The following is an 18,484-nucleotide window of genomic DNA, read 5'->3' on the forward strand; positions in this document are numbered from 1 at the left end:
GATCTTAATCCATACCCTAGAACAAATAATGGTTTTTCTGATTTATTTATTAATTTAATTGCTTTTTTAACATCTGTGCTTTTTATAGGATTCTTTCTTACTGAAATTTTTTTTATATTATTTTTTTTTATTTTTATTTCACTCCATTGAATATCTAGAGCTAAATCGAGCCAAACAGGACCTGGTCTTCCTGATTTTGCAATTAATATAGCTTTATTAAACTCTTTTAAAATATCTTCTTTTTTAGAAATAAATTTAGAATATTTCGATATTGGTCTTATGATATCGCAAATATTTACCTCTTGCGTGCCAACCTGCCTTACTTTCTTGCCGTAAGAAGTATGATTTGATCTAGCTTGCCCGCTAATAAAAATTACAGGAACAGAGTCCTGCCATGCTGCAAGCAACCCAGTTATGGCATTTGTGCTTCCAGGCCCTGTGGTTACAACTGCGCAGCCTATCTCATTAGTTAATTTTGCATTAGCAGTTGCAGCTAATGCCGCGCTTTCTTCGTGATGAGTAAAAATAACTTTAATTTTATTTTTAACTAAAGAGTCAAAAATATGAACCACAGCACCACCTTGCAGACCAAATGCACATTTTAAAGAATTCTTTTTTAGTATATTAGCTATTAAATCAGTAGCTTTCATTTAATTTTTTAAAATAAATTATTCTTATTAATTACATTTTATAATAGTTATAGGTAATAATTAAAATACAATTATGGAAATTAACTTTTTATCTAAAAAGCATAATAGCGTTAAAAGAAATTATTTAGAAAGAGTAAATAAGATTGATAAAGCAAAAGCGGCCATAAAAGCTAAAAAGTGGGGATACGATTATTGGGATGGTTCACGAGATATTAATTATGGCGGTTATCATTATGACAGCAGATGGTTACCAATCGCCAAAAAAATTATTAAACACTATAATTTAAATAATAAATCTAAAATTTTGGATGTGGGCTGTGGAAAAGGTTATTTATTGTATGAATTTAAAAAATTATTACCTAAGTGCAGAATTTATGGTTTAGATATTTCCAGTTATGCAATTAAAGAATCAAAGTCAGAGATAAAACCACACTTAAAAAAAGGACATGCCAAATCTTTGCCTTACAAAAGTAATTATTTTGATTTAGTAATTTCTTTAAATACTTTACATAATTTATATTGTTATGATTTGATGTCCGCTCTTAGAGAGATCGAGAGGGTTTCTTGTAAGCATAAATATATTTGCGTTGAGTCTTATAGAAATGAATTTGAAAAAGTTAATTTATTATATTGGCAGGTGACATGTGAGGCTTTTTACACACCTCTAGAGTGGAAATGGTTTTTTAAGCAATCTGGTTATACTGGTGATTTTTCATTTATATATTTTAAATAAATAATGTTTATTAAAAAAACCAAAGCAGCAATATTAGTTAAGCAAAAAAAACCTTTAGTAATTGATACTATTATTTTACCAAAGAAATTAAAAGCAGGACAAGTGCTAGTCGAACTTATTTATTCTGGAATTTGTGGATCTCAATTAGGAGAAATTGAAGGAGTAAAAGGTCCAGATAAATTTTTACCACACTTATTAGGTCATGAGGGTATCGCGTCAGTTTTAGAAGTTGGTCCTAAAGTAAAAAAAGTAAGAAAGAATGACAGAGTGCTTCTGCATTGGATGCCTTCTAGTGGGATAAACTCTCAAAATCCTAATTATTTTTGGAAAAATAAAAAAATAAATGCAGGATTAGTTACAACATTTAATGAGCATTGCATAGTTTCTGAAAATAGAATTACCAAGATTAAAAAAAATTTTGATATGTTAAGTTCTTTATTATTAGGCTGTACAGCAAGTACCGCGCTAAGTTCTGTTTTCAAACTATCAAAAGTTGCAAAAAATAGTGTAACAGCTGTAAGTGGTTGCGGTGCAATCGGTTTGTACGTTATCAAGATTTTAAATTATTTGAAAGTTAAAGATATAATTGCAATCGATTTAGATAATAAAAAATTAGATCTAGCAAAAAAGTATGGAGCAAGTTTTTTGTTAAATAATAAATCAAGAAGCATTGATGTTGAAATTAAAAAAAGATTTATAAATGGGGTTGATTATTTTTTTGAATGCAGTGGAAATTCGGTGGTTATATCTCAGGCTTTTAAAGCCTTACATAAAGAGGGTTCAGAAATTTTGATAGGCGTTCCCTCTTTTAAAGAATTGGCAAAATTTTATACTTTAGATATTAATTTAGGTAAAAAAATAATTGGAAGCAGAGGCGGTGATTTTAATCCAGATAAAGATTTTTTAAGTTATTCTCAAATAATAAGTAAGGAACAATTTAATAATAACAGCTTTATATATAACAAGATAAAGCTTGATGATATTAATCAATTATTTAGTGATATGCGTAAAAGTAAAATTATTGGCAAATCAATAATTGTTTATTAATGAGAGTATTTGTTATTGGTGCATCCGGCTTAATCGGATCTACTTTAATTCATAAATTAAAAAAAAAAAAAATTAAAGTTATTGGAACTTATTCATTAAGAAAAATTAAAGGTCTTATAAAGTTTGATTTATTAAAAGATAAAGTTAAAGATATTTTTCCAGATCTTTCTTCTAGCGATGTGATTATATTGTTGTCCGCGTACAGTAATCCACATTGGATATATAAAAATAAAGCAGAAGCAAAAAAATTAAATATTTTATCTACAAAAAATTTAATAGAAGATATCTATAAAATTGGTTGCAAATTATATTTTATGTCATCAGTGGAGGTCTTCAATGGAAAAAATGGAAATTATTATGAGAATTCAAGACCCAGTCCTTTAAATTTTTATGGAAAAACTAAATTTTTTATTGAAAAATATATCAAACAAAAATTAAAAAATTATTGCATTATTAGAACAGGTTGGGTGGTTGGCAGAGAGAATTTAAACCGCTGTGTAATTTCTATGACTTATAAATCTTTATTAAAAAAAGATGCTAAAATGGCTTATGACAATATTTTTAGTATGACCGATATAGATGATTTGTGTAGCTCATTAGCATCTTTAATTGTAAATAAAAAGTTGCAAAAAATAAAGATAGCTCACATTTGTTCTCCTCAAAAAATAGTCAGAAGTGCATTAGCCGATTTTATTATAAAATTTAGTAAAAAGAGAAGTAAAATGAAATATGCACCTGTCAAATTTAATCAAATAAGATATTCTGAACCAAGAGGTAAAATTAATAATTTATTGACTTCGCATAAAGAATTAAAAAGTAGAAAATACAAAAATTTTAAAGACATAATTAGAAAAAAAGTTGCGATTTTAGATAGTAGTTTTAAATGATTAGTAAAATTCAGAATAAAAACAATATCGCTATTTATAAAAAAATTTTAGTAAAAAAATTAAAGTTAATTGCTTCTAGAAATTCAAAAAAAAGATCTAGAATATGCATTCATAAAAACAATAATGAAAAAACGCAAGAAATGATTATAGCATTAAGCAATAAAAGTTTCATTGCTCCACATATTCACCCAAATGGAAAAAGCGAATCTTATCATGTAATAGAAGGAAAAATGAATGTTTATTTATTTGATAAAAACGGAAAAAAAATTAGAATAGTTAGGATGGGTGACTATAAATCAAACTTAGATTTTTTTTATAGGATGAGCAAAGGTTATTATCATATGCCTATCGCAGTAAGCAAATGGTGTATTTATCATGAAGTTTATTCTGGACCTTTTATAAAACATAAAGACGTTTCTTATCCCAAATGGGCACCTAATGAAGATAATAAACAGGAAGTTAAAAATTTTTTAAAAAAAATAGATTATTTTAATGAAATATAAATTTCAACCTCATTGCACATTGTGTAATAAAATACCCCCTAAGAGCAATATCCTCTATTTAAAAAAATTACCAATAACAGAGATTTTATTCAAAAAACCATCAAGAGCTAAAATTTTTTATGATCAAAAAATAAAATTTTGTTCTGAATGTGAACATTTAAGCTTAACTTATTTGTACGATACCGCAAAGTTTTACAATGATAGCTACATGACTTCTTCAACAAAAGCTTTTTCCGGGAGATATGCAAATGATATTTTTTATGAATTTATAAATAAAAATTTAAATAAAAGAAAATTAAATATATTAGAAATAGGAGCTAACGATTTATATCTTTTGAATAAATTTTATAAAGATAAAAGAATTAATAAGGCTGTTGCGATCGACCCAACTGGAAAACTAGATTCAAATATTAAAAAAATAAAAATTATAAAAAATTTTTTTGAAAAAGTTAACCAAAGCCAAATTAGTTTTGTTCCGGATGTTGTTATCTGTGGCCATACATTAGAGCATATTGAGAATCCACTATATTTTTTAAAAAAAGTTATGATGTTAGGAAGTAATAAAACTAAATTTTTTTTCCAGTACCCAAGTTGCGAAAGTTTAATTAACAGATGCTCCTTTGATCAAATACACCATCAGCATTTTAACCTTTTTTCTTTAAAGTCTAGCTCAAAAATTTTAGATATGGTTGGAGCCCAAATAAAGAAATTTGATTATTGCGAAGAACATTATGGTGCTTTGATGATTTATTTTGAGAAAAAAAAATCTAAATTTAAAAAGAATAAATTTATAAAAATCGACTATTTAAAATTTGATCTAAATGAGGTGTATATCCGTTATAAGTTGTACATAAAAAATTTAACGAATGTTATTAAGTATTATAAAAAGAGAAAACTCAAGATTTACGCGTGGGGGGGGGGGCTTATGTTGCCAATTATTAATTACCAATTAAACAATATAATTTCTTTATGCGATGCCATTTTAGATGACGACAAAGAAAAAATTGGAAAATATTTTCCTAATCTTAATATTAAAATTAAAGGTTTAAGGAATACTGATTTGAGAAATTCTTTAGTAATAACAACTTCGACGGCATCATCTATTTCAACAAGAAGGATAAATCAGTTGCTTTTTGATAAAAAGCCAAGAATTATTATTAATCCCTCATTAACTTTATAAATTTATGAAAATAGATCTTACAGGAAAAATAGCCTTAGTAACTGGCGGTGCCACAGGCATAGGAAAAGGTATCGCTATTGCTCTATCCAAAGCAAATGCAACAGTAATTATTACCTCGAGAAAAAAAACTGATATTCAAAATACATTAAAAGTTTTAGGCAGAGAGAATAGTTTTGGTTTTAATATTGATTTATCTAAAAAAAAAAATGTTAAAATCTTATATAAAAAAATTAAAAATAAATTTTCAAAGGTTGATATATTAATCAATAATATAGGTCATACATTAAATATAACAGATCCTTTCGTTGATGTAAAAAAATGGGAGGAAGTCATGAATTTAAATTTTTTTACGACTGTTAATGTTACTAACAATTTTATCAAAGATATGATGAAAGATAATTGGGGACGTATAATTAACATTACTTCTATTGCTGGCCTTGAAATTAGTGGGCCCTCCGCATTTAATGCTTCGAAAGCTGCTCTTACTGCTTACACGAGAAGCGTGGGAAGACAATTAGCTTTAGAAAAAAGAAATATTGTAATGACGGCGGTAGCTCCTGGAGTGGTTATTACAGAGAAAGGACACTGGAACCCTAAAAATATTAAATCAAAACATGCAAAACAATATTTAAAAAATAGAACTGCACTAGGAAGATTTGGTACTATGGATGAGTTGGTCGGTATTATTGTCTTTTTGAGTTCTGAATATGCATCTTTTTTTCACGGATCCATTCTACAGCCAGACGGGGGTCAATCGAGACAATATATGGCATTTAATTATTTATAAATTCTTAAAATATATTTGCGATTTAAGAAATAAATCTTCTTTCGGATTAGAAGTTTTATTGTTTTTAGTTAGTGCTTTCAAAATTATTAAACACCACTTAAATTTAGTGATATTTAAAATTAGATTAAATATTGTGTGGTCAAATTTTATAAAATTTTGAAAGTTACTTAATACATAAAGTTTTTTTTTAGAAGAAATATTAATATCAGGCTGACAAATAAAATCAGATACAAGTTTATAAGGATGGTCTAACCCCGAATATTCAAAATCGCAGAAAAATATTTTTGATTTTACTTTTAAAGTATTTTTAAACGTAAAATCTGAAGGAGAAAGTATAAATTCTTTTTTATCAATCTTTAAATTTTTAATGTCATTTTTATAAGTTTTCTTAAAAAGGTTCCATTTAGGCAGCACTTTATTTGATAAAAAATTGATAATTTTTTGATTATTTAACTTTGATTTAAGTTTTAATATTCTCTGGTCTATATTTGAGGAATAACTGAAAATAGATCTTAAATAATCAGTAGCATATAAACGCTCTCGATTTGAATATTTGAAGAAGTATTTTTTAGCTTTTTGAATTTTTCTTATAAATTCTATACATTGATTGATATCTTCGTTACTCGGTTTTGAATTAACTGTACCTTTTATGAAAGAATAAAGAGAATAATTTAATTCTAAATTAATATAAATAGGATCTGCTATTTGAAATATTTTTGCTTTTTTTAAAGAACTAAGAAAATTAAATTCTTTTATATTTTTTTTTAGTGAATTTGCTTCGTTGGGAAATATTTTAAGGTAAAATAATTTATTCGATATTTTTATTATTAAAGAATAATTGTTAGTTCCTCTTTTGATTTCTTTTATTATTTTTACATTGTTACCATATTTTTTTTTTATTGAGTTTAGATATAGTTGGTATTTATTAATAAATTTATTTAATTGAAACCAGGTTGTAAGATTTTCAAAATGATTATTTTTTTTATTGTTAAATAAAATTTTATTTATAGATTTAGGAATGTTTTTTAAGATACTTTCTAGATCATCAATAAAATAATCAGGTTTTATTCTTTCAATTCTTTTAATTTTTTTTTCTTTTGTTGTTTCAAAAAATATATTTTCTTCTTTAATTAAATAATTTTTGCAAAATGAAATTTTTTTTTTTTTTAAGAATTGTTTTGTTTTGTTATGTAGATTAATTTTCTTACCGTAGATTGGCCACAAAGTTTTATGACTAACGATAAAAATTTCACAATATTTAGATAATTTTTTAATTTCATTAATAAATCCAGGAAATATTTTGGCTTGAAATATTTTCTGAGAATAAACCGCAGATTGAATTTCTGTCCATTTTTTTTCGCTGTATTTTTTTATTATTAACTTTTTAATATTTTCTTTATTTTTTATATTAGACTGAATGCTTAATTTATTCCTGGCAGCTTTATAAAATAGATGGTCGTAATTAATAATTGTATTATCAAGATCTATAGCTAATTTTATTTTATTCACTTAGAATTTTTTTTATTATAGATTTTATATTAAATCCTAATTTATTTCTTGCTTCATGCTGTTCTCCTAGTCCATTAAAAAATAAATCCGGAGCACAAATTGAAATAACTTTTTTATTATGGAGTATTTTATAAAAGTAATTCTTTATTGTAGACGAAAGTCCTCCATGAACGGAGTGCTCTTCTATGATAACTATTTTTTTAAAATTTTTAATATAGCTTTGTAATTCTTTAAAATTTATGGGTTTAATTGTATGGTAACTTAGAATAGTGCTTTTAATTCTTTTTTTTTCTAAAGTTTGATTTAGTGATTGGCCGATTCCAATTGTATTACCAACGCATATTACTAATACATCCTTACCTTTTCTGATTAAATTTGCTTTGCCTATTTTTATTTTTTTTTTAGATGTATTTATTAATGGCTCACCTTTTTTTCCCAGTCTAAAATATGTTGGCCCTATTTTTTTAACTATTTGCTCTAGGAGCGCCTCTACTTCTATAGAGTCTCCAGGGCATAAAATCCTTATATTTGGTATCGATTGCATTAAAGATAAGTCATCTAACGAATGATGCGTCGGCCCTAATCTAGAATACGATAAACCAGCTCCTGTCCCAACAATAGTGACCCCAAGATTTGGATAACAAACGTCAATTTTTATCTGTTCATATGATCTGGCAACTAAAAATGGCGTTATTGTGTAAACAAAAGGTATAAAGCCTAATTTAGCAAGTCCGGAAGCTACGCCAACCATATTATTTTCAGCAACCCCACAATTATAAAATTGATTTGGGCAATTTTTCTTGAATTCATCAAATAGTTTATTTCCAATATCACCAGATAGAAGAATTATTTTTTTATTTTTAATTGCTAGCTTAGTTATATTTTTTGCAAAAGCGTTTCTCATATTTTATTTTAAGTTATAAAAATTTTAATGACCTTATTAATTCTTGTTCGTCTGGTGATTTGTAATGCCAATTATTATTGTCTTCCATAAATGAAACACCTTTTCCTTTTATAGTATTTGCAATAATTGCGATGGGTCTTTTTTTAGAAGAATATTTTAAAGCATTTATTAACTGATAATAATTATGACCATTAATTTCAAATATTTTCCAGCCAAAAGTTTCAAATTTTTTAGCTAGAGGAGCCAAAGAGAGTATTTCGTTGCTTCTACCAGTAGCTTGCCATTTATTATAATCTACGATCAATATTAAATTATTCAATTGTTTTGCAGATGCAAACATTGCCGCTTCCCAAGTAGAACCTTCGTTACACTCCCCATCGCTAATAAGCACGTATGTTTTTGTTTTATTTTTTTTAATTTTATTTCCTAATGCAATGCCGCATGCAATCGGCAATCCGTGCCCTAAAGATCCGGTTGCGCATTCTACTCCTTTTGTTTTCGGGGATGGATGCTCTTCAAGTAAAGAGTTTGGTTTGCAAAAAGAATTAAATTCCTTTTTAGAAATAATTTTTTTTCTAAATAATACAGAATATAATGTAGTTGCGGCATGGCCTTTGCTTAAGATAAATCTATTACGTTTTATGTTTTGTAAGTAATTTTTTTTTATTTTTAAAAAAGATTCGTAAATAGTTGAAATAATATCAACACAGGACAGGGAGGAAGCCAAATGGGCGGTTCTCATTTCATAAGACATTTTTAATACGTCTTGTCTTATTTCTTTTGCGAGAATTTTAATTTTTTTTATTTGATGTTTAGTTTTTTCATCCATTGAACTGTGTAGTTGTTTTTTTTGTCTTTTATTTTATTTGCATTGTAGGCACCAATAATTTCATCAATTGCATTTTCTACAGAGAATTTTCTTTTAAATCCTAGATGAATCAATCTTGAAGAATCTTGCCTATAAGATCTTAAGTCATTCGATTTAAGTTTTATGATATTTGTGTTTATCTTATTTTTTATTTTTTGGGCAATACTTTTAATTTTTAGATTCTCAAAACCAGCATTATAAAATCCAGAGCTGATATTTTTTTTTATAAAAAATTCATAAACTCTTACCATATCTTTTATATGAATATTTGGCCTTATTTGATTGCCATTAAAAATAGTAATTTGTTTATTTTTTAACGCCTGTAAAGTTAGTAGATTAACTGTCAAATCAAACCTCATTCGTGCAGATAGACCGCATACAGTAGCTGGTCTTATACAATTTATAACTATTTTGTCTTTAAAACTCATAAGAACTCTTTCAGATATCATTTTAGTTTTATTATAAATTGATATTGGTAATAGTTCTAAATTTTCAGTTACTTTTTTTTCTTTTTTTATTCCATAAACGCTACCAGAGCTCGCGTATATAAATTTTTTAACATCATATTTAATGCTTTGGTTTATTAATTTCATAGAAGCAAGTACATTCACTTCCCATGAGAGAACCGGATTAAGCTCTACAGCTGGATCATTAGCAATGTTTGCTAAATGAATTACAATATCAATATTTTTAAAAAGTTTATCAGGTATATTTCTAATATCCTTTTTAATATTTATTAAATTTTTATGGCTTTGTAGATAGTTGCCAAACCATTGGACATCAATGTTAATTATTTTATGATCTGATTTTAGTAAAGATTTAATAAGTTCAGAACCAACATAGCCACATCCTCCAGTTATTAATAATTTCATTGTTTGTGTCTATATTTCATAGGTTCTTTACTTAATATTTTATAATTATCATTAATCCATTCAATAGTATCTTTAATACCTTTGTAAAGATCAATTGTATCTTTCCATTTTAATTCTTTTTTAATTTTTTTAGAGGATAAAAAATAGTCCATGTCCTTACCAGGTCTATCCTCTGGTAAAAATTTTAGAAAATTAGAATGTTTTTTTTTTAAAATCGCACATATTAGCATCGCAAGTTTCTTGATTGATAAATAATTTTTTGCAGAAATATGATAACATTGTCCTATTTTTCCATTCATTAAAATTTTAAAGTATCCATCGCTTGTATCATCAATGTGAACAAAGGATCTCTTTGATTTACCCATTCCATGAATCGGTATTAAAATATTTTTTTTTATGCTTATAATTATTTTTGGTATAATTCTGTAGAGTTGTTGTCCTGGTCCATAGACATTCGCAGCTCTTGCAAATACTACCGGAAATTCAAATATCTTATTTAATCCAAATAAATGTTTGTCTGCCGCAGATCTAGAAATTGCATATGGAGTTGTTGGATTATGCGCATTGGTTTCATATATTTTTTTTTTAGAACTGCCATAAATCTCTGGTGTGCTTATATGTAAATATTTTTTAATTTTTATTTTTTTTAATTCTTGAAAAAAGTTTATTTGAGACAAAGTATTTGTTAGATACCAATCTTTAGGATTTTTCCAGCTTTCAGCCACCATACCCTGACTTGCAAAGTTAACTATATATTTTATTTTATTTTTGGATATTATTTTAATTATTTCAGTTAAATTTTTATTTAAATCTTTTCTATAAAACTTAAAATTATATAATTTTTTATTATATTTATAAGGTAAGTAACATTTTATTGGCTCTTTTGACCTACTAATTCCAATAATTTTAAAATTTTTTTTTAATAATAAATTTACGAAGTGCGAACCTGAAAAAGAATTGCTACCCAAGACTAAAATTTTTTTTTTCATTTAAACATTTAAGTATAACATAATAAGTATATAAAAAGTTCTTTAATATTGTTAACTTAAAAGAATTAATATATTTTTATATAAATACCAAATATAAATTTGTCGTCACATTTAATCAATAAAATGAAAAAAACTTTTTTCAATAAATTTTATAAAAATTATAAAAATTCTTTTTTTAAAAGCTTTAATAACTTGGACATCAATAATTTTAATAAACTAGCAGAAATATTAAAAAATTTAAAAAAAAATAAAGTAATTTTATTTGGTAATGGAGGTAGCGCATCAATTGTAAGTCATGTTGCTTTAGATCTAGTTAATGTTTGCAATATAAAATCTATTCATTTTAATGAAGCGTCTATCATTACGTGTTATGCCAACGACTATGGTTATGAGCATTCTGTGACTCAGTCATTAAAAAAATTTTTAGAGATAGGAGACGTAGTAATTTTGATAAGCAGCAGCGGAGAATCTAGAAATATGATTAATGCGGCTAGATTTATAAAAAAGAATAAAAATTTATTAATAACTTTTACTGGTTTTAATAAAAATAATCGGCTGAAAAGTATTGGAGATATTAATTTTTGGGTAAACAACAAAACATATAATATTGTAGAAAACATCCATCAATCGTGGTTGTTAATGCTAGTTGATTACATAAAATTTATTAAATAAGGTTTTTAATTATTATGTTAAAAAAAATAATTAGTATTAGTGAAGCTTCAGTTTTGCTAAAAAAACTTAAAGCGAATAATGCTAAGATATTTTTAGCTCATGGAGTTTTTGATATTTTACATTTGGGTCACATTAAGCATTTTGAGGATATTAAAAAAAAAGATTCTAGTGCTAAATTATTCGTAACTATTACAGGAGATAATTATGTAAAAAGAGGTCCTGGCAGACCGTATTTTAAAGAAAACCAAAGAGCGGAAATGTTGAGCTCTATAAGTTTTGTAGATTATGTTATTATAATTCAAGAAGAAACAGCTCAAACTTCTATAAATCTAATAAAACCTAATATTTATTTTAAAGGCAAAGATTATTTAAATTTAAAAGATTTTACAGGAAATTTAAAAAAAGAATTAGATTTAGTAAAAGGATATAAGGGTAAGGTTGTGTTTACAGAAACTAAAAAGTTCAGCTCATCGAATATAATAAATACACAATTTGATTTACTTAAGGAGGAAGCCAAAACTTTTTTAAGCACTTTCTCCAAAAAAAATAATTTTGATAAAATTAACAATATTTTAGAAAAATTTAAAAATTTAAAAGTTCTTGTTCTGGGAGAAGGGATAATAGATGAGTATATATATACAAAACCCCTTAATAAAACACCAAAAGAAAATTTAATTTCATATTTAAGGAACGAAAAAAGTTCTTTTCTAGGTGGCGTTTTTGCAGTCTCTAATAATATTTCTTCATTCTGCAATGATGTAACTTTATTAACTCTTGCTGAAAATAATTCTAAAGATTCTTTCTTTATAAAGAAAAATTTAAAAAAAAAATTGAATATAAATCTTATTTCTTCTAATAAATTTAAAAATATTAAAAAAATAAGATTTATTGAAAATTCGTATTTTCCAAAAAAAATATTTGAACTGTATGAAATGAAAGAAGATTATATTTGTAAAAGAGATGAAAAAAAAATTTTATCATACTTAAATAAAAATCTCAAAAAATTTGACATAGTTATTTTAAATGATTTCGGACATGGTTTTTTTACAAATAAAATTATTGATATTTTGATTGTTAAGTCAAAATATCTAGCAATTAACGTTCAGACAAATAGCGGCAATTTACCATTTAATTTAGTTACGAAATATAATAAAGCAGATTATATTTGCATTGACAAGCCAGAAGCTTTGCTTGCTGTTGGAAAAAAAAATATTTCAAAAGAAGAAATTAGAAATGATTTGTTTAAAAAAATAAAATTTAAGAATATATGCATAACTGATGGAAAGAATGGGGCTTGGTATTTTAAAAATAAATTTTTTAAAAATGTTCCTGTTTTTAACTATAATGTAGTTGACACGATGGGAAGTGGAGATGCTTTTTTTGCAATATCTTCTTTAGCCTCCAAATTATCTGATGATGCGGAGCTTATAACATTTTTAGGCAATGTAGCTGGTTCAATGAAAGTATCAATTATAGGGCATTCAAAAAATATTGATTATATTGATTATGCCAAATACGTTGAATCTTTATTGAAATAAAATTTTATAAGTAATTATTTAATTTTTTGTTCCAATTTTTTTTGAAAAATAACGATCTGTCATCTATAACAAGATCGTAGCTTGGCTTCCCAAAAAAAATTTTGTGATATTTTACTTTCCAATTTTTAAGTTGAGATATAGTTAATATTTTTATAATTTTTTCTGCTCTTTTTATATTATCATTAGTCCTGCCCATGCATCTGGCAGTGTAAAGAATTATGATATTTTTCTCGTAAAGTTTATTAATTATTTTGATATTTTTTATTATTGGGATAGATTTTTTATAATTAGATTTATTGGTATCGCAAATAACTCCATCAATATCGAAACAAATTTTTTTCATTATTTATAAAATAAAAAACTTAGCAATTGTTTATTTTTACATACCTTAACACTTATGATAATAAAATTTATTAAATTTATAAACAGTTTTCCAAAAATCATAAAGAATATCAAAATAACTAAAAAATTTTCTAATTGTCCATCCACTTTTCTCCAGCATAATCTAAAAATTTTTCAGAAAAATTAAATTTTGGATGAAAAAAAATAAAATATCTTTTTAATTCTTTATTCATATTATTTTTGTTTAGATTATTTCTGTCCCATTCTTTTAATAATCTAATTAGTTTTTTTTGTCGACCATTAGCTAGGATTTGGTTATCTAAGGTATTTATTGTTAGATCTAGTATATCTTGAGGATTAACCTTCTCACGATAAATTTCAGTTTCTAAAAATTTTTTATTTTTCTGGTTATTGTATGATAAATTTAAATATTCATTTAAAGTTAAAAAATTATCATTTTTTTTCCAATATAATCTCGAAAGAGAAGCTATTCCTGGGCACCAATTAAATACTTCTGTTATAAAAGATATTTCAAACATTAGACATTTTTTTTGAAAATAACCAGGCAACGCATCAATCCCGCCATTATGTCCTAAGTGCAAACTCGTTCTTTTGCATATCCAAAAATCAAAGGCAGGATCTGAATTTTTATCAACTAAATCAATAATTAAATTATTTAAATTGCCATTTAAAGGCTCTCTAAATCTACCTATTCTAAGGATTTTATACTTCCTTTTTTTTAATTCAATTAAAGTAGGTATTAAATCTTGGTAAGCAAGAGAATTCCTCGCAAAGCTATTTGATGTAATATTTTTTTTTAATACATGATAATAATAATTGTCTCTGATGTTAATTGTAACAATTTTGTCTTTTCGGTCAATTCCATAATTTTCTAAAAATTTATTAAACTCTCTTTCTTTAATGTCGGAAAAATTTATTGCTAATTTTCTTTTGTAATAAAATAGACCAAATATATCTTTTGAACCCGCGTAAAATCTAAAATCAAATGATTTTAGATTTTTTCCAAATGGTAAAAATGTAGCTAGAAAATCTAAATACTTAAAAAAAATAGAATTTATAAATTTTTTTTTTATAAAATGTTTCAAAAATTTATTTGAATATTTATCATCACCAGATATATAAGAAAAAATTAAGTGATTTCTTTTTTTAAATAAGTTAGTAAGAAAAGAGTCACTATAGTAATGACCAAATGCTCCAGCATCGAAAGTATATATTTTTATAGTTTTAAATGGTTTGGCTATTAAGATGACAAAATATACAACCGCAGATGTAAATAAAAAAAATATAATTATAGGAAGTCTAAAAAAAAATCTAAATGTAATTAATTGATTTAACTTTATATAAGAACTCTGCATTTTAGTTTTAAACATTTTTTTGATTAATTTTTAAAAGTTATACATGTTAAATTTTTAGAATTTATTTATTTTATAAATTTTTGTATCATATTTTTCTAATTAAATAGCTAGTAATAGTTAAATCCATTAAAAAAAAACTGTAAGAAATTATTTTATTAAATTTTGTATAAGTATTTGACATTGAATTTTTTTAAATTTTTTAAATACAGGAACTTTGGAAATTTAACAGGTCGAACCAATTTGCATTGGTTTTTGTTTGATATTGATAATTTTGTAATCAAAAATAACGCTTTGGATGATGCAATAAATATTAAAAACTTTTAATTTTTTATTAAAAATTTAACAACTATACGTTCCCGCTTCTGACACAATGGCGCAAAGTTTTCAAAAGATGAAATTAATTTTTTATCATAACTAATACCGTAGATAAGTCTCATTCTAAAATCATGGTTATTGGTATGCATGAAGCAAATATTGGGTAAATATAAGTTTGAAAAGTTTAGCAATAATTAACAATTTAAATTTCAAAAATAACAATAAAGATATTTGCTTTTATACAAAAAATTCATGATACGCAGAGCATTGAGATGTAATAATGAACTTTTATGTAAAAAAATTATTTAATATAACTCTTCAAACTATTTATTTGAATTTTAGATTTTTGGATATTAAATTGATATTTTGTAAAAAGTCTGAATTATAAATCTTTACAAACTAATGATATTAAAAAAGAAATGGATTACAACTTGGAAAAAAAATTTAATGATTAAATCCATGAAATGCTCCTGTTTTATTAAATAATTATGAAGTTTGCAATCTAGAGAAATAATAATTATAAAAGAGTTTTTTCATTTTAATCTTATAAATAATTTGCAAAATATTAATATAAAACTTACATGAAAAAGCTTAAAACTAAAAAAATCATAGACAAAATATTCAAAATGAATGAAAGTGAAAAAAAGAAAGAAATAATTAAGATTGTTAAAAACATCTTAAATGAAAAAATTGATTTAAATTCTAAGCAAACCAGTTGTAAAAATTGGGACTCCATGGCTAATTTTTCAATACTATCTTCTTTAGAAAAAAAATTTAAAATTAGAATAAACCAAAGAAATTTTAGCAAGTTCAATAGTATTAAAAATATATTAAAAAATATCAAGTAAATCGATGAAAATTGAAAAAAAATCAATATTTGAATATTTTGAGGAACATAAAACAAAATTAAAATTTATATATGAAATAGATAATAGAAAAAAAAAAAGCTTTCATGATGTAATTGAAACTGTTTATAAATTAAAAAATAATTATAGTTTTAAAAAAAAAAAAATTTTATGTATTTTGCCTAATTGCATATCTTATATTGAATTTTTTCTTGCAATTACTTCGTCCAAAGGAGTTTTCGTGCCCATACCATTCTTTACAGAAAAAAATGAAATAAAAAAAATTTTAGAATTTATTCAACCAGACATTATTCTTTCTGATGGTAGTAAAGATTTAAAATTTTTTAAAAAAGAAATCATAAATATTAATCATATTTTAGGTCATGAGATTTATAAAAAAAATATAATTAGAAATGACTTGAAAGATTTGGCTTGTATCTATTATTCCTCAGGGACAACTGGAAACCCCAAAGGCATTATGTATTCTCATGAAAATATGCTGTCACTAATTGATTCTATCAATAAAGATTTTAAATTCGGACACAAAGATAAACATCTTGTCTTTCTGCCATTTGGACATACAGCATCAATAAATTATAATATTTTACCTAGTTTAATGGTTGGATCTGAGTTATTTATTTCTGGTGGATTTGCAAACATAGGGGTAAATTTTTTTAATATACTTAAAAAATATAAAATAACTTACACCCAAATAGTCCCCTCTATTTTATTTATGCTAAACAAGATGAATATAAATATTAGTAAAATAAAATTTAATAATCTCAAATTTATTGGATGCGGATCTTCATTTTTGCCATTATCAAAACAAATTGAATTTATTAGTAAATATAAAATTAAAGTTGCAAATTTGTATGGTTTATCGGAAACTGGGCCGACTCACTTAGATGATCCAAGAGAAAAAAAGTGGAAGCCAGGAACCATAGGCAAACCTCTCTCTGTATGTAAATTTAAGCTAGATAAGAAAAACAATATTCTAATTAAGGGAAAAAATGTTTTTGTTGGATATTATAAAAACAAACAACTATTCAAAAAATCTTTTACAAATACAGGATGGTTTATTACCGGCGATATAGGTAAAGAAGAAAAAGGTAACATCTTCTTTTTGGACAGATCTAAGGATCTCATTATTAAAAACGGAATAAATATTGTTCCCGGGGAAATAGAAGAAGAAATATATAAAACAAAAAAATTCTTAGAATGTTGCGTGGTGGGAATTGATGATGAAATTCAAGGTGAGGAAATTGCAGTAGCTATTAAACCTAACAATTCTAATTTAAAATTTAATTTATTGGTGGATTGTATTAAAAAACAATGTAAAAAAAATCTTAGCAATTATAAAATGCCAAAATATTTTTATTTATTAGACGACTTTCCCAAAACTGCTTCTGGTAAAATTAAAAGAATAATCATTAAAAAAAAACTTAACTTAGTATTTAATAAATAATCCCGATGAAAACTATATGCGGTCTAAATGGATTTGGTAGATTCGGTATTCATCTTTTAAAGTATTGGTTAGAAAATATCTCCATCTCGGAATTTGAAATAAAATTTATTAATGATGATACACTTGATCAAAAAAATATTTTGAAAATAATACAAGAGGATAAAAAAATAAATTTTAGTAATTATAAAGTTTCATTAGAAAATGAAATCTTATTGATAAAAAATAAAAAAAATAAAAATAGCTATGAAATAACCTGTACCCACACTAGCTCTGAAGATATTACTTGGATAGGAAAACCAAAAATTTTTTTTGAAGCTTCAGGAAAGCACACATCCAAAAATAATTGTTTAAAATTTTTAAAAAATAACACTAGTCATGTAATAATCTCAGCTACATCACATGACGCTGACCAGACTCTAATATATTCATATAATCATGATCAATTTGAAATTGGCAATAAAGTAATCTCTTACGGCTCATGTACAGTAAATGCATACGTGCCTTTTGCTGCCTATATTAATAAGCACTTTTATATTAAAGATAGCAGTGTAAATATAATTCATAACATACCAGGATATAAACTTGATAAATTTAATACTATAGAAAAAAGAATATGCACCCTGGAGAAATCAGGACCAAAGCTTTTGAGCTTTCTAAATAATGATAATTTTAATGTTGAATATTCACTAATTCCTTATACAGGAGTGTCGTCAATTGACTTAAGATTTTCAGTTCAAAATAAGATTACTTTAGAAAAATTTATAAAACATTTGAAGAAAGAAATTGATGTTGGTGAACTTAAAAATATTTATGGTTATTCAAACAAAGACTCAGATCCAAATAACTTTAATTTAACAAAAAATAGTATGGAAATAATAATTCCAAATATAGCTATAAAAAATCAAAATATCTATGTGCATGGATATTTTGATAATGAAAATTCTGTAAATAGATTTTTTGATTTGTCTAATTATATAATTAAAAGATTATCATTATAATATT

General features: G+C 24.9%; 19 protein-coding genes (1 of these 19 cut by a window edge). 11 read left to right on the forward strand and 8 right to left on the reverse strand.

Annotated elements, in window-relative coordinates; genetic code table 11:
* Positions 1–650: the 5' portion of a thiamine pyrophosphate-binding protein gene (locus AC8GER_RS00930; RefSeq protein WP_506598108.1), read on the reverse strand. The gene continues 1,087 nt to the left of window position 1, outside the view; 650 of the gene's 1,737 nt are visible here — the first part of the coding sequence; its start codon is at positions 648–650; its stop codon lies beyond the left edge, outside the window.
* 70 nt (positions 651–720) lie between these two features.
* Between AC8GER_RS00930 and AC8GER_RS00935 the strand changes: the two genes are divergently transcribed.
* The 6 genes from AC8GER_RS00935 to AC8GER_RS00960 are packed head-to-tail and all read left to right on the forward strand — an operon-like array spanning position 721 to position 5,787.
* The gene (locus AC8GER_RS00935; RefSeq protein ID WP_506598491.1) at positions 721–1,383 is read left to right on the forward strand and encodes a class I SAM-dependent methyltransferase; all 663 of its coding nucleotides are present in this window, start codon (positions 721–723) and stop codon (positions 1,381–1,383) included.
* Positions 1,384–1,386: 3 nt separating this feature from the next.
* Positions 1,387–2,430, forward strand: coding sequence for an MDR/zinc-dependent alcohol dehydrogenase-like family protein (locus AC8GER_RS00940; protein WP_506598109.1), 1,044 nt, complete (start codon positions 1,387–1,389; stop codon positions 2,428–2,430).
* On the forward strand, positions 2,430–3,317 hold the full coding sequence (locus AC8GER_RS00945) for a sugar nucleotide-binding protein (protein ID WP_506598110.1): 888 nt from the start codon (positions 2,430–2,432) through the stop codon (positions 3,315–3,317). The genes AC8GER_RS00940 and AC8GER_RS00945 overlap by 1 nt, the downstream gene beginning before the upstream one ends.
* On the forward strand, positions 3,314–3,820 hold the full coding sequence (locus AC8GER_RS00950) for a WbuC family cupin fold metalloprotein (protein ID WP_506598111.1): 507 nt from the start codon (positions 3,314–3,316) through the stop codon (positions 3,818–3,820). Before AC8GER_RS00945 ends, AC8GER_RS00950 begins: the two co-directional genes overlap by 4 nt.
* Positions 3,810–5,000 (forward strand): methyltransferase domain-containing protein, encoded by a 1,191-nt coding sequence (locus AC8GER_RS00955; protein ID WP_506598112.1) that lies wholly within the window; start codon positions 3,810–3,812, stop codon positions 4,998–5,000. The genes AC8GER_RS00950 and AC8GER_RS00955 overlap by 11 nt, the downstream gene beginning before the upstream one ends.
* A gap of 4 nt (positions 5,001–5,004) precedes the next feature.
* Complete coding sequence (locus AC8GER_RS00960; RefSeq protein ID WP_506598113.1) at positions 5,005–5,787, forward strand: SDR family NAD(P)-dependent oxidoreductase; 783 nt, start codon at positions 5,005–5,007, stop codon at positions 5,785–5,787.
* Here the strand turns inward: AC8GER_RS00960 and AC8GER_RS00965 are convergent.
* From AC8GER_RS00965 to AC8GER_RS00985, 5 genes are read right to left on the reverse strand one after another with little or no spacing between them, the layout of a single operon-like run.
* Positions 5,782–7,296: a hypothetical protein gene (locus AC8GER_RS00965; RefSeq protein ID WP_506598114.1), complete on the reverse strand. Its 1,515-nt coding sequence runs from the start codon at positions 7,294–7,296 to the stop codon at positions 5,782–5,784. The two genes, AC8GER_RS00960 and AC8GER_RS00965, sit on opposite strands and share 6 nt — an antisense overlap.
* Positions 7,289–8,200: a transketolase family protein gene (locus AC8GER_RS00970; protein WP_506598115.1), complete on the reverse strand. Its 912-nt coding sequence runs from the start codon at positions 8,198–8,200 to the stop codon at positions 7,289–7,291. Before AC8GER_RS00970 ends, AC8GER_RS00965 begins: the two co-directional genes overlap by 8 nt.
* Positions 8,201–8,213: 13 nt before the next feature.
* Positions 8,214–9,029: a transketolase gene (locus AC8GER_RS00975; protein WP_506598116.1), complete on the reverse strand. Its 816-nt coding sequence runs from the start codon at positions 9,027–9,029 to the stop codon at positions 8,214–8,216.
* On the reverse strand, positions 9,002–9,940 hold the full coding sequence (locus AC8GER_RS00980; protein ID WP_506598117.1) for an SDR family oxidoreductase: 939 nt from the start codon (positions 9,938–9,940) through the stop codon (positions 9,002–9,004). The genes AC8GER_RS00975 and AC8GER_RS00980 overlap by 28 nt, the downstream gene beginning before the upstream one ends.
* Entirely contained in the window at positions 9,937–10,929 is a 993-nt protein-coding gene (locus AC8GER_RS00985; RefSeq protein ID WP_506598118.1) for an SDR family oxidoreductase, read from the reverse strand. The genes AC8GER_RS00980 and AC8GER_RS00985 overlap by 4 nt, the downstream gene beginning before the upstream one ends.
* 123 nt (positions 10,930–11,052) lie before the next feature.
* On the opposite strand from AC8GER_RS00985, the gene AC8GER_RS00990 reads away from it, so the two are divergent.
* Together AC8GER_RS00990 and AC8GER_RS00995 are read left to right on the forward strand one after the other, a co-directional pair.
* Positions 11,053–11,601 (forward strand): SIS domain-containing protein, encoded by a 549-nt coding sequence (locus tag AC8GER_RS00990; RefSeq protein ID WP_506598119.1) that lies wholly within the window; start codon positions 11,053–11,055, stop codon positions 11,599–11,601.
* A gap of 14 nt (positions 11,602–11,615) precedes the next feature.
* A complete protein-coding gene (locus tag AC8GER_RS00995; protein WP_506598120.1) occupies positions 11,616–13,139 on the forward strand; it encodes a PfkB family carbohydrate kinase in 1,524 nt (507 codons plus the stop codon).
* A 4-nt stretch (positions 13,140–13,143) separates the two neighbouring features.
* Here the strand turns inward: AC8GER_RS00995 and AC8GER_RS01000 are convergent, their stop codons facing one another.
* Entirely contained in the window at positions 13,144–13,482 is a 339-nt protein-coding gene (locus tag AC8GER_RS01000; protein WP_506598121.1) for a phosphoheptose isomerase, read from the reverse strand.
* Between the two features lie 130 nt (positions 13,483–13,612).
* Positions 13,613–14,857, reverse strand: a complete 1,245-nt coding sequence (locus AC8GER_RS01005; protein WP_506598122.1) for a TIGR04372 family glycosyltransferase — start codon at positions 14,855–14,857, stop codon at positions 13,613–13,615.
* 941 nt (positions 14,858–15,798) lie between these two features.
* Between AC8GER_RS01005 and AC8GER_RS01010 the strand changes: the two genes are divergently transcribed.
* Genes AC8GER_RS01010 through AC8GER_RS01020 form a run of 3 tightly spaced genes read left to right on the forward strand, consistent with a single transcriptional unit; the run spans position 15,799 to position 18,480 of the window.
* Positions 15,799–16,020 carry a hypothetical protein gene (locus AC8GER_RS01010; protein WP_506598123.1) on the forward strand — a complete coding sequence of 74 codons (222 nt, stop codon included), beginning with the start codon at positions 15,799–15,801 and terminating at the stop codon, positions 16,018–16,020.
* Between the two features lie 4 nt (positions 16,021–16,024).
* Positions 16,025–17,482: a class I adenylate-forming enzyme family protein gene (locus tag AC8GER_RS01015; protein WP_506598124.1), complete on the forward strand. Its 1,458-nt coding sequence runs from the start codon at positions 16,025–16,027 to the stop codon at positions 17,480–17,482.
* Positions 17,483–17,487: 5 nt separating this feature from the next.
* Positions 17,488–18,480: a hypothetical protein gene (locus tag AC8GER_RS01020; protein WP_506598125.1), complete on the forward strand. Its 993-nt coding sequence runs from the start codon at positions 17,488–17,490 to the stop codon at positions 18,478–18,480.
* Positions 18,481–18,484: the final 4 nt, after the last annotated feature.

This window comes from Fontibacterium abundans (SeqCode) (assembly GCF_965235095.1).
Classification (GTDB): domain Bacteria; phylum Pseudomonadota; class Alphaproteobacteria; order Pelagibacterales; family Pelagibacteraceae; genus Fontibacterium; species Fontibacterium abundans.

Bases quoted from the DNA above. Each gene is read 5' to 3' on its own strand.
- AC8GER_RS01005 (WP_506598122.1), bottom strand. From the start codon at position 14,857: ATGCAGAGTTCTTATATAAAGTTAAATCAATTAATTACATTTAGATTT.
- AC8GER_RS00950 (WP_506598111.1), top strand. From the start codon at position 3,314: ATGATTAGTAAAATTCAGAATAAAAACAATATCGCTATTTATAAAAAA.
- AC8GER_RS00940 (WP_506598109.1), top strand. From the start codon at position 1,387: ATGTTTATTAAAAAAACCAAAGCAGCAATATTAGTTAAGCAAAAAAAA.
- AC8GER_RS01015 (WP_506598124.1), top strand. From the start codon at position 16,025: ATGAAAATTGAAAAAAAATCAATATTTGAATATTTTGAGGAACATAAA.
- AC8GER_RS00945 (WP_506598110.1), top strand. From the start codon at position 2,430: ATGAGAGTATTTGTTATTGGTGCATCCGGCTTAATCGGATCTACTTTA.
- AC8GER_RS00975 (WP_506598116.1), bottom strand. From the start codon at position 9,029: ATGGATGAAAAAACTAAACATCAAATAAAAAAAATTAAAATTCTCGCA.
- AC8GER_RS00960 (WP_506598113.1), top strand. From the start codon at position 5,005: ATGAAAATAGATCTTACAGGAAAAATAGCCTTAGTAACTGGCGGTGCC.
- AC8GER_RS01000 (WP_506598121.1), bottom strand. From the start codon at position 13,482: ATGAAAAAAATTTGTTTCGATATTGATGGAGTTATTTGCGATACCAAT.
- AC8GER_RS00980 (WP_506598117.1), bottom strand. From the start codon at position 9,940: ATGAAATTATTAATAACTGGAGGATGTGGCTATGTTGGTTCTGAACTT.
- AC8GER_RS00985 (WP_506598118.1), bottom strand. From the start codon at position 10,929: ATGAAAAAAAAAATTTTAGTCTTGGGTAGCAATTCTTTTTCAGGTTCG.
- AC8GER_RS01020 (WP_506598125.1), top strand. From the start codon at position 17,488: ATGAAAACTATATGCGGTCTAAATGGATTTGGTAGATTCGGTATTCAT.
- AC8GER_RS00970 (WP_506598115.1), bottom strand. From the start codon at position 8,200: ATGAGAAACGCTTTTGCAAAAAATATAACTAAGCTAGCAATTAAAAAT.
- AC8GER_RS00955 (WP_506598112.1), top strand. From the start codon at position 3,810: ATGAAATATAAATTTCAACCTCATTGCACATTGTGTAATAAAATACCC.
- AC8GER_RS00990 (WP_506598119.1), top strand. From the start codon at position 11,053: ATGAAAAAAACTTTTTTCAATAAATTTTATAAAAATTATAAAAATTCT.
- AC8GER_RS01010 (WP_506598123.1), top strand. From the start codon at position 15,799: ATGAATGAAAGTGAAAAAAAGAAAGAAATAATTAAGATTGTTAAAAAC.
- AC8GER_RS00995 (WP_506598120.1), top strand. From the start codon at position 11,616: ATGTTAAAAAAAATAATTAGTATTAGTGAAGCTTCAGTTTTGCTAAAA.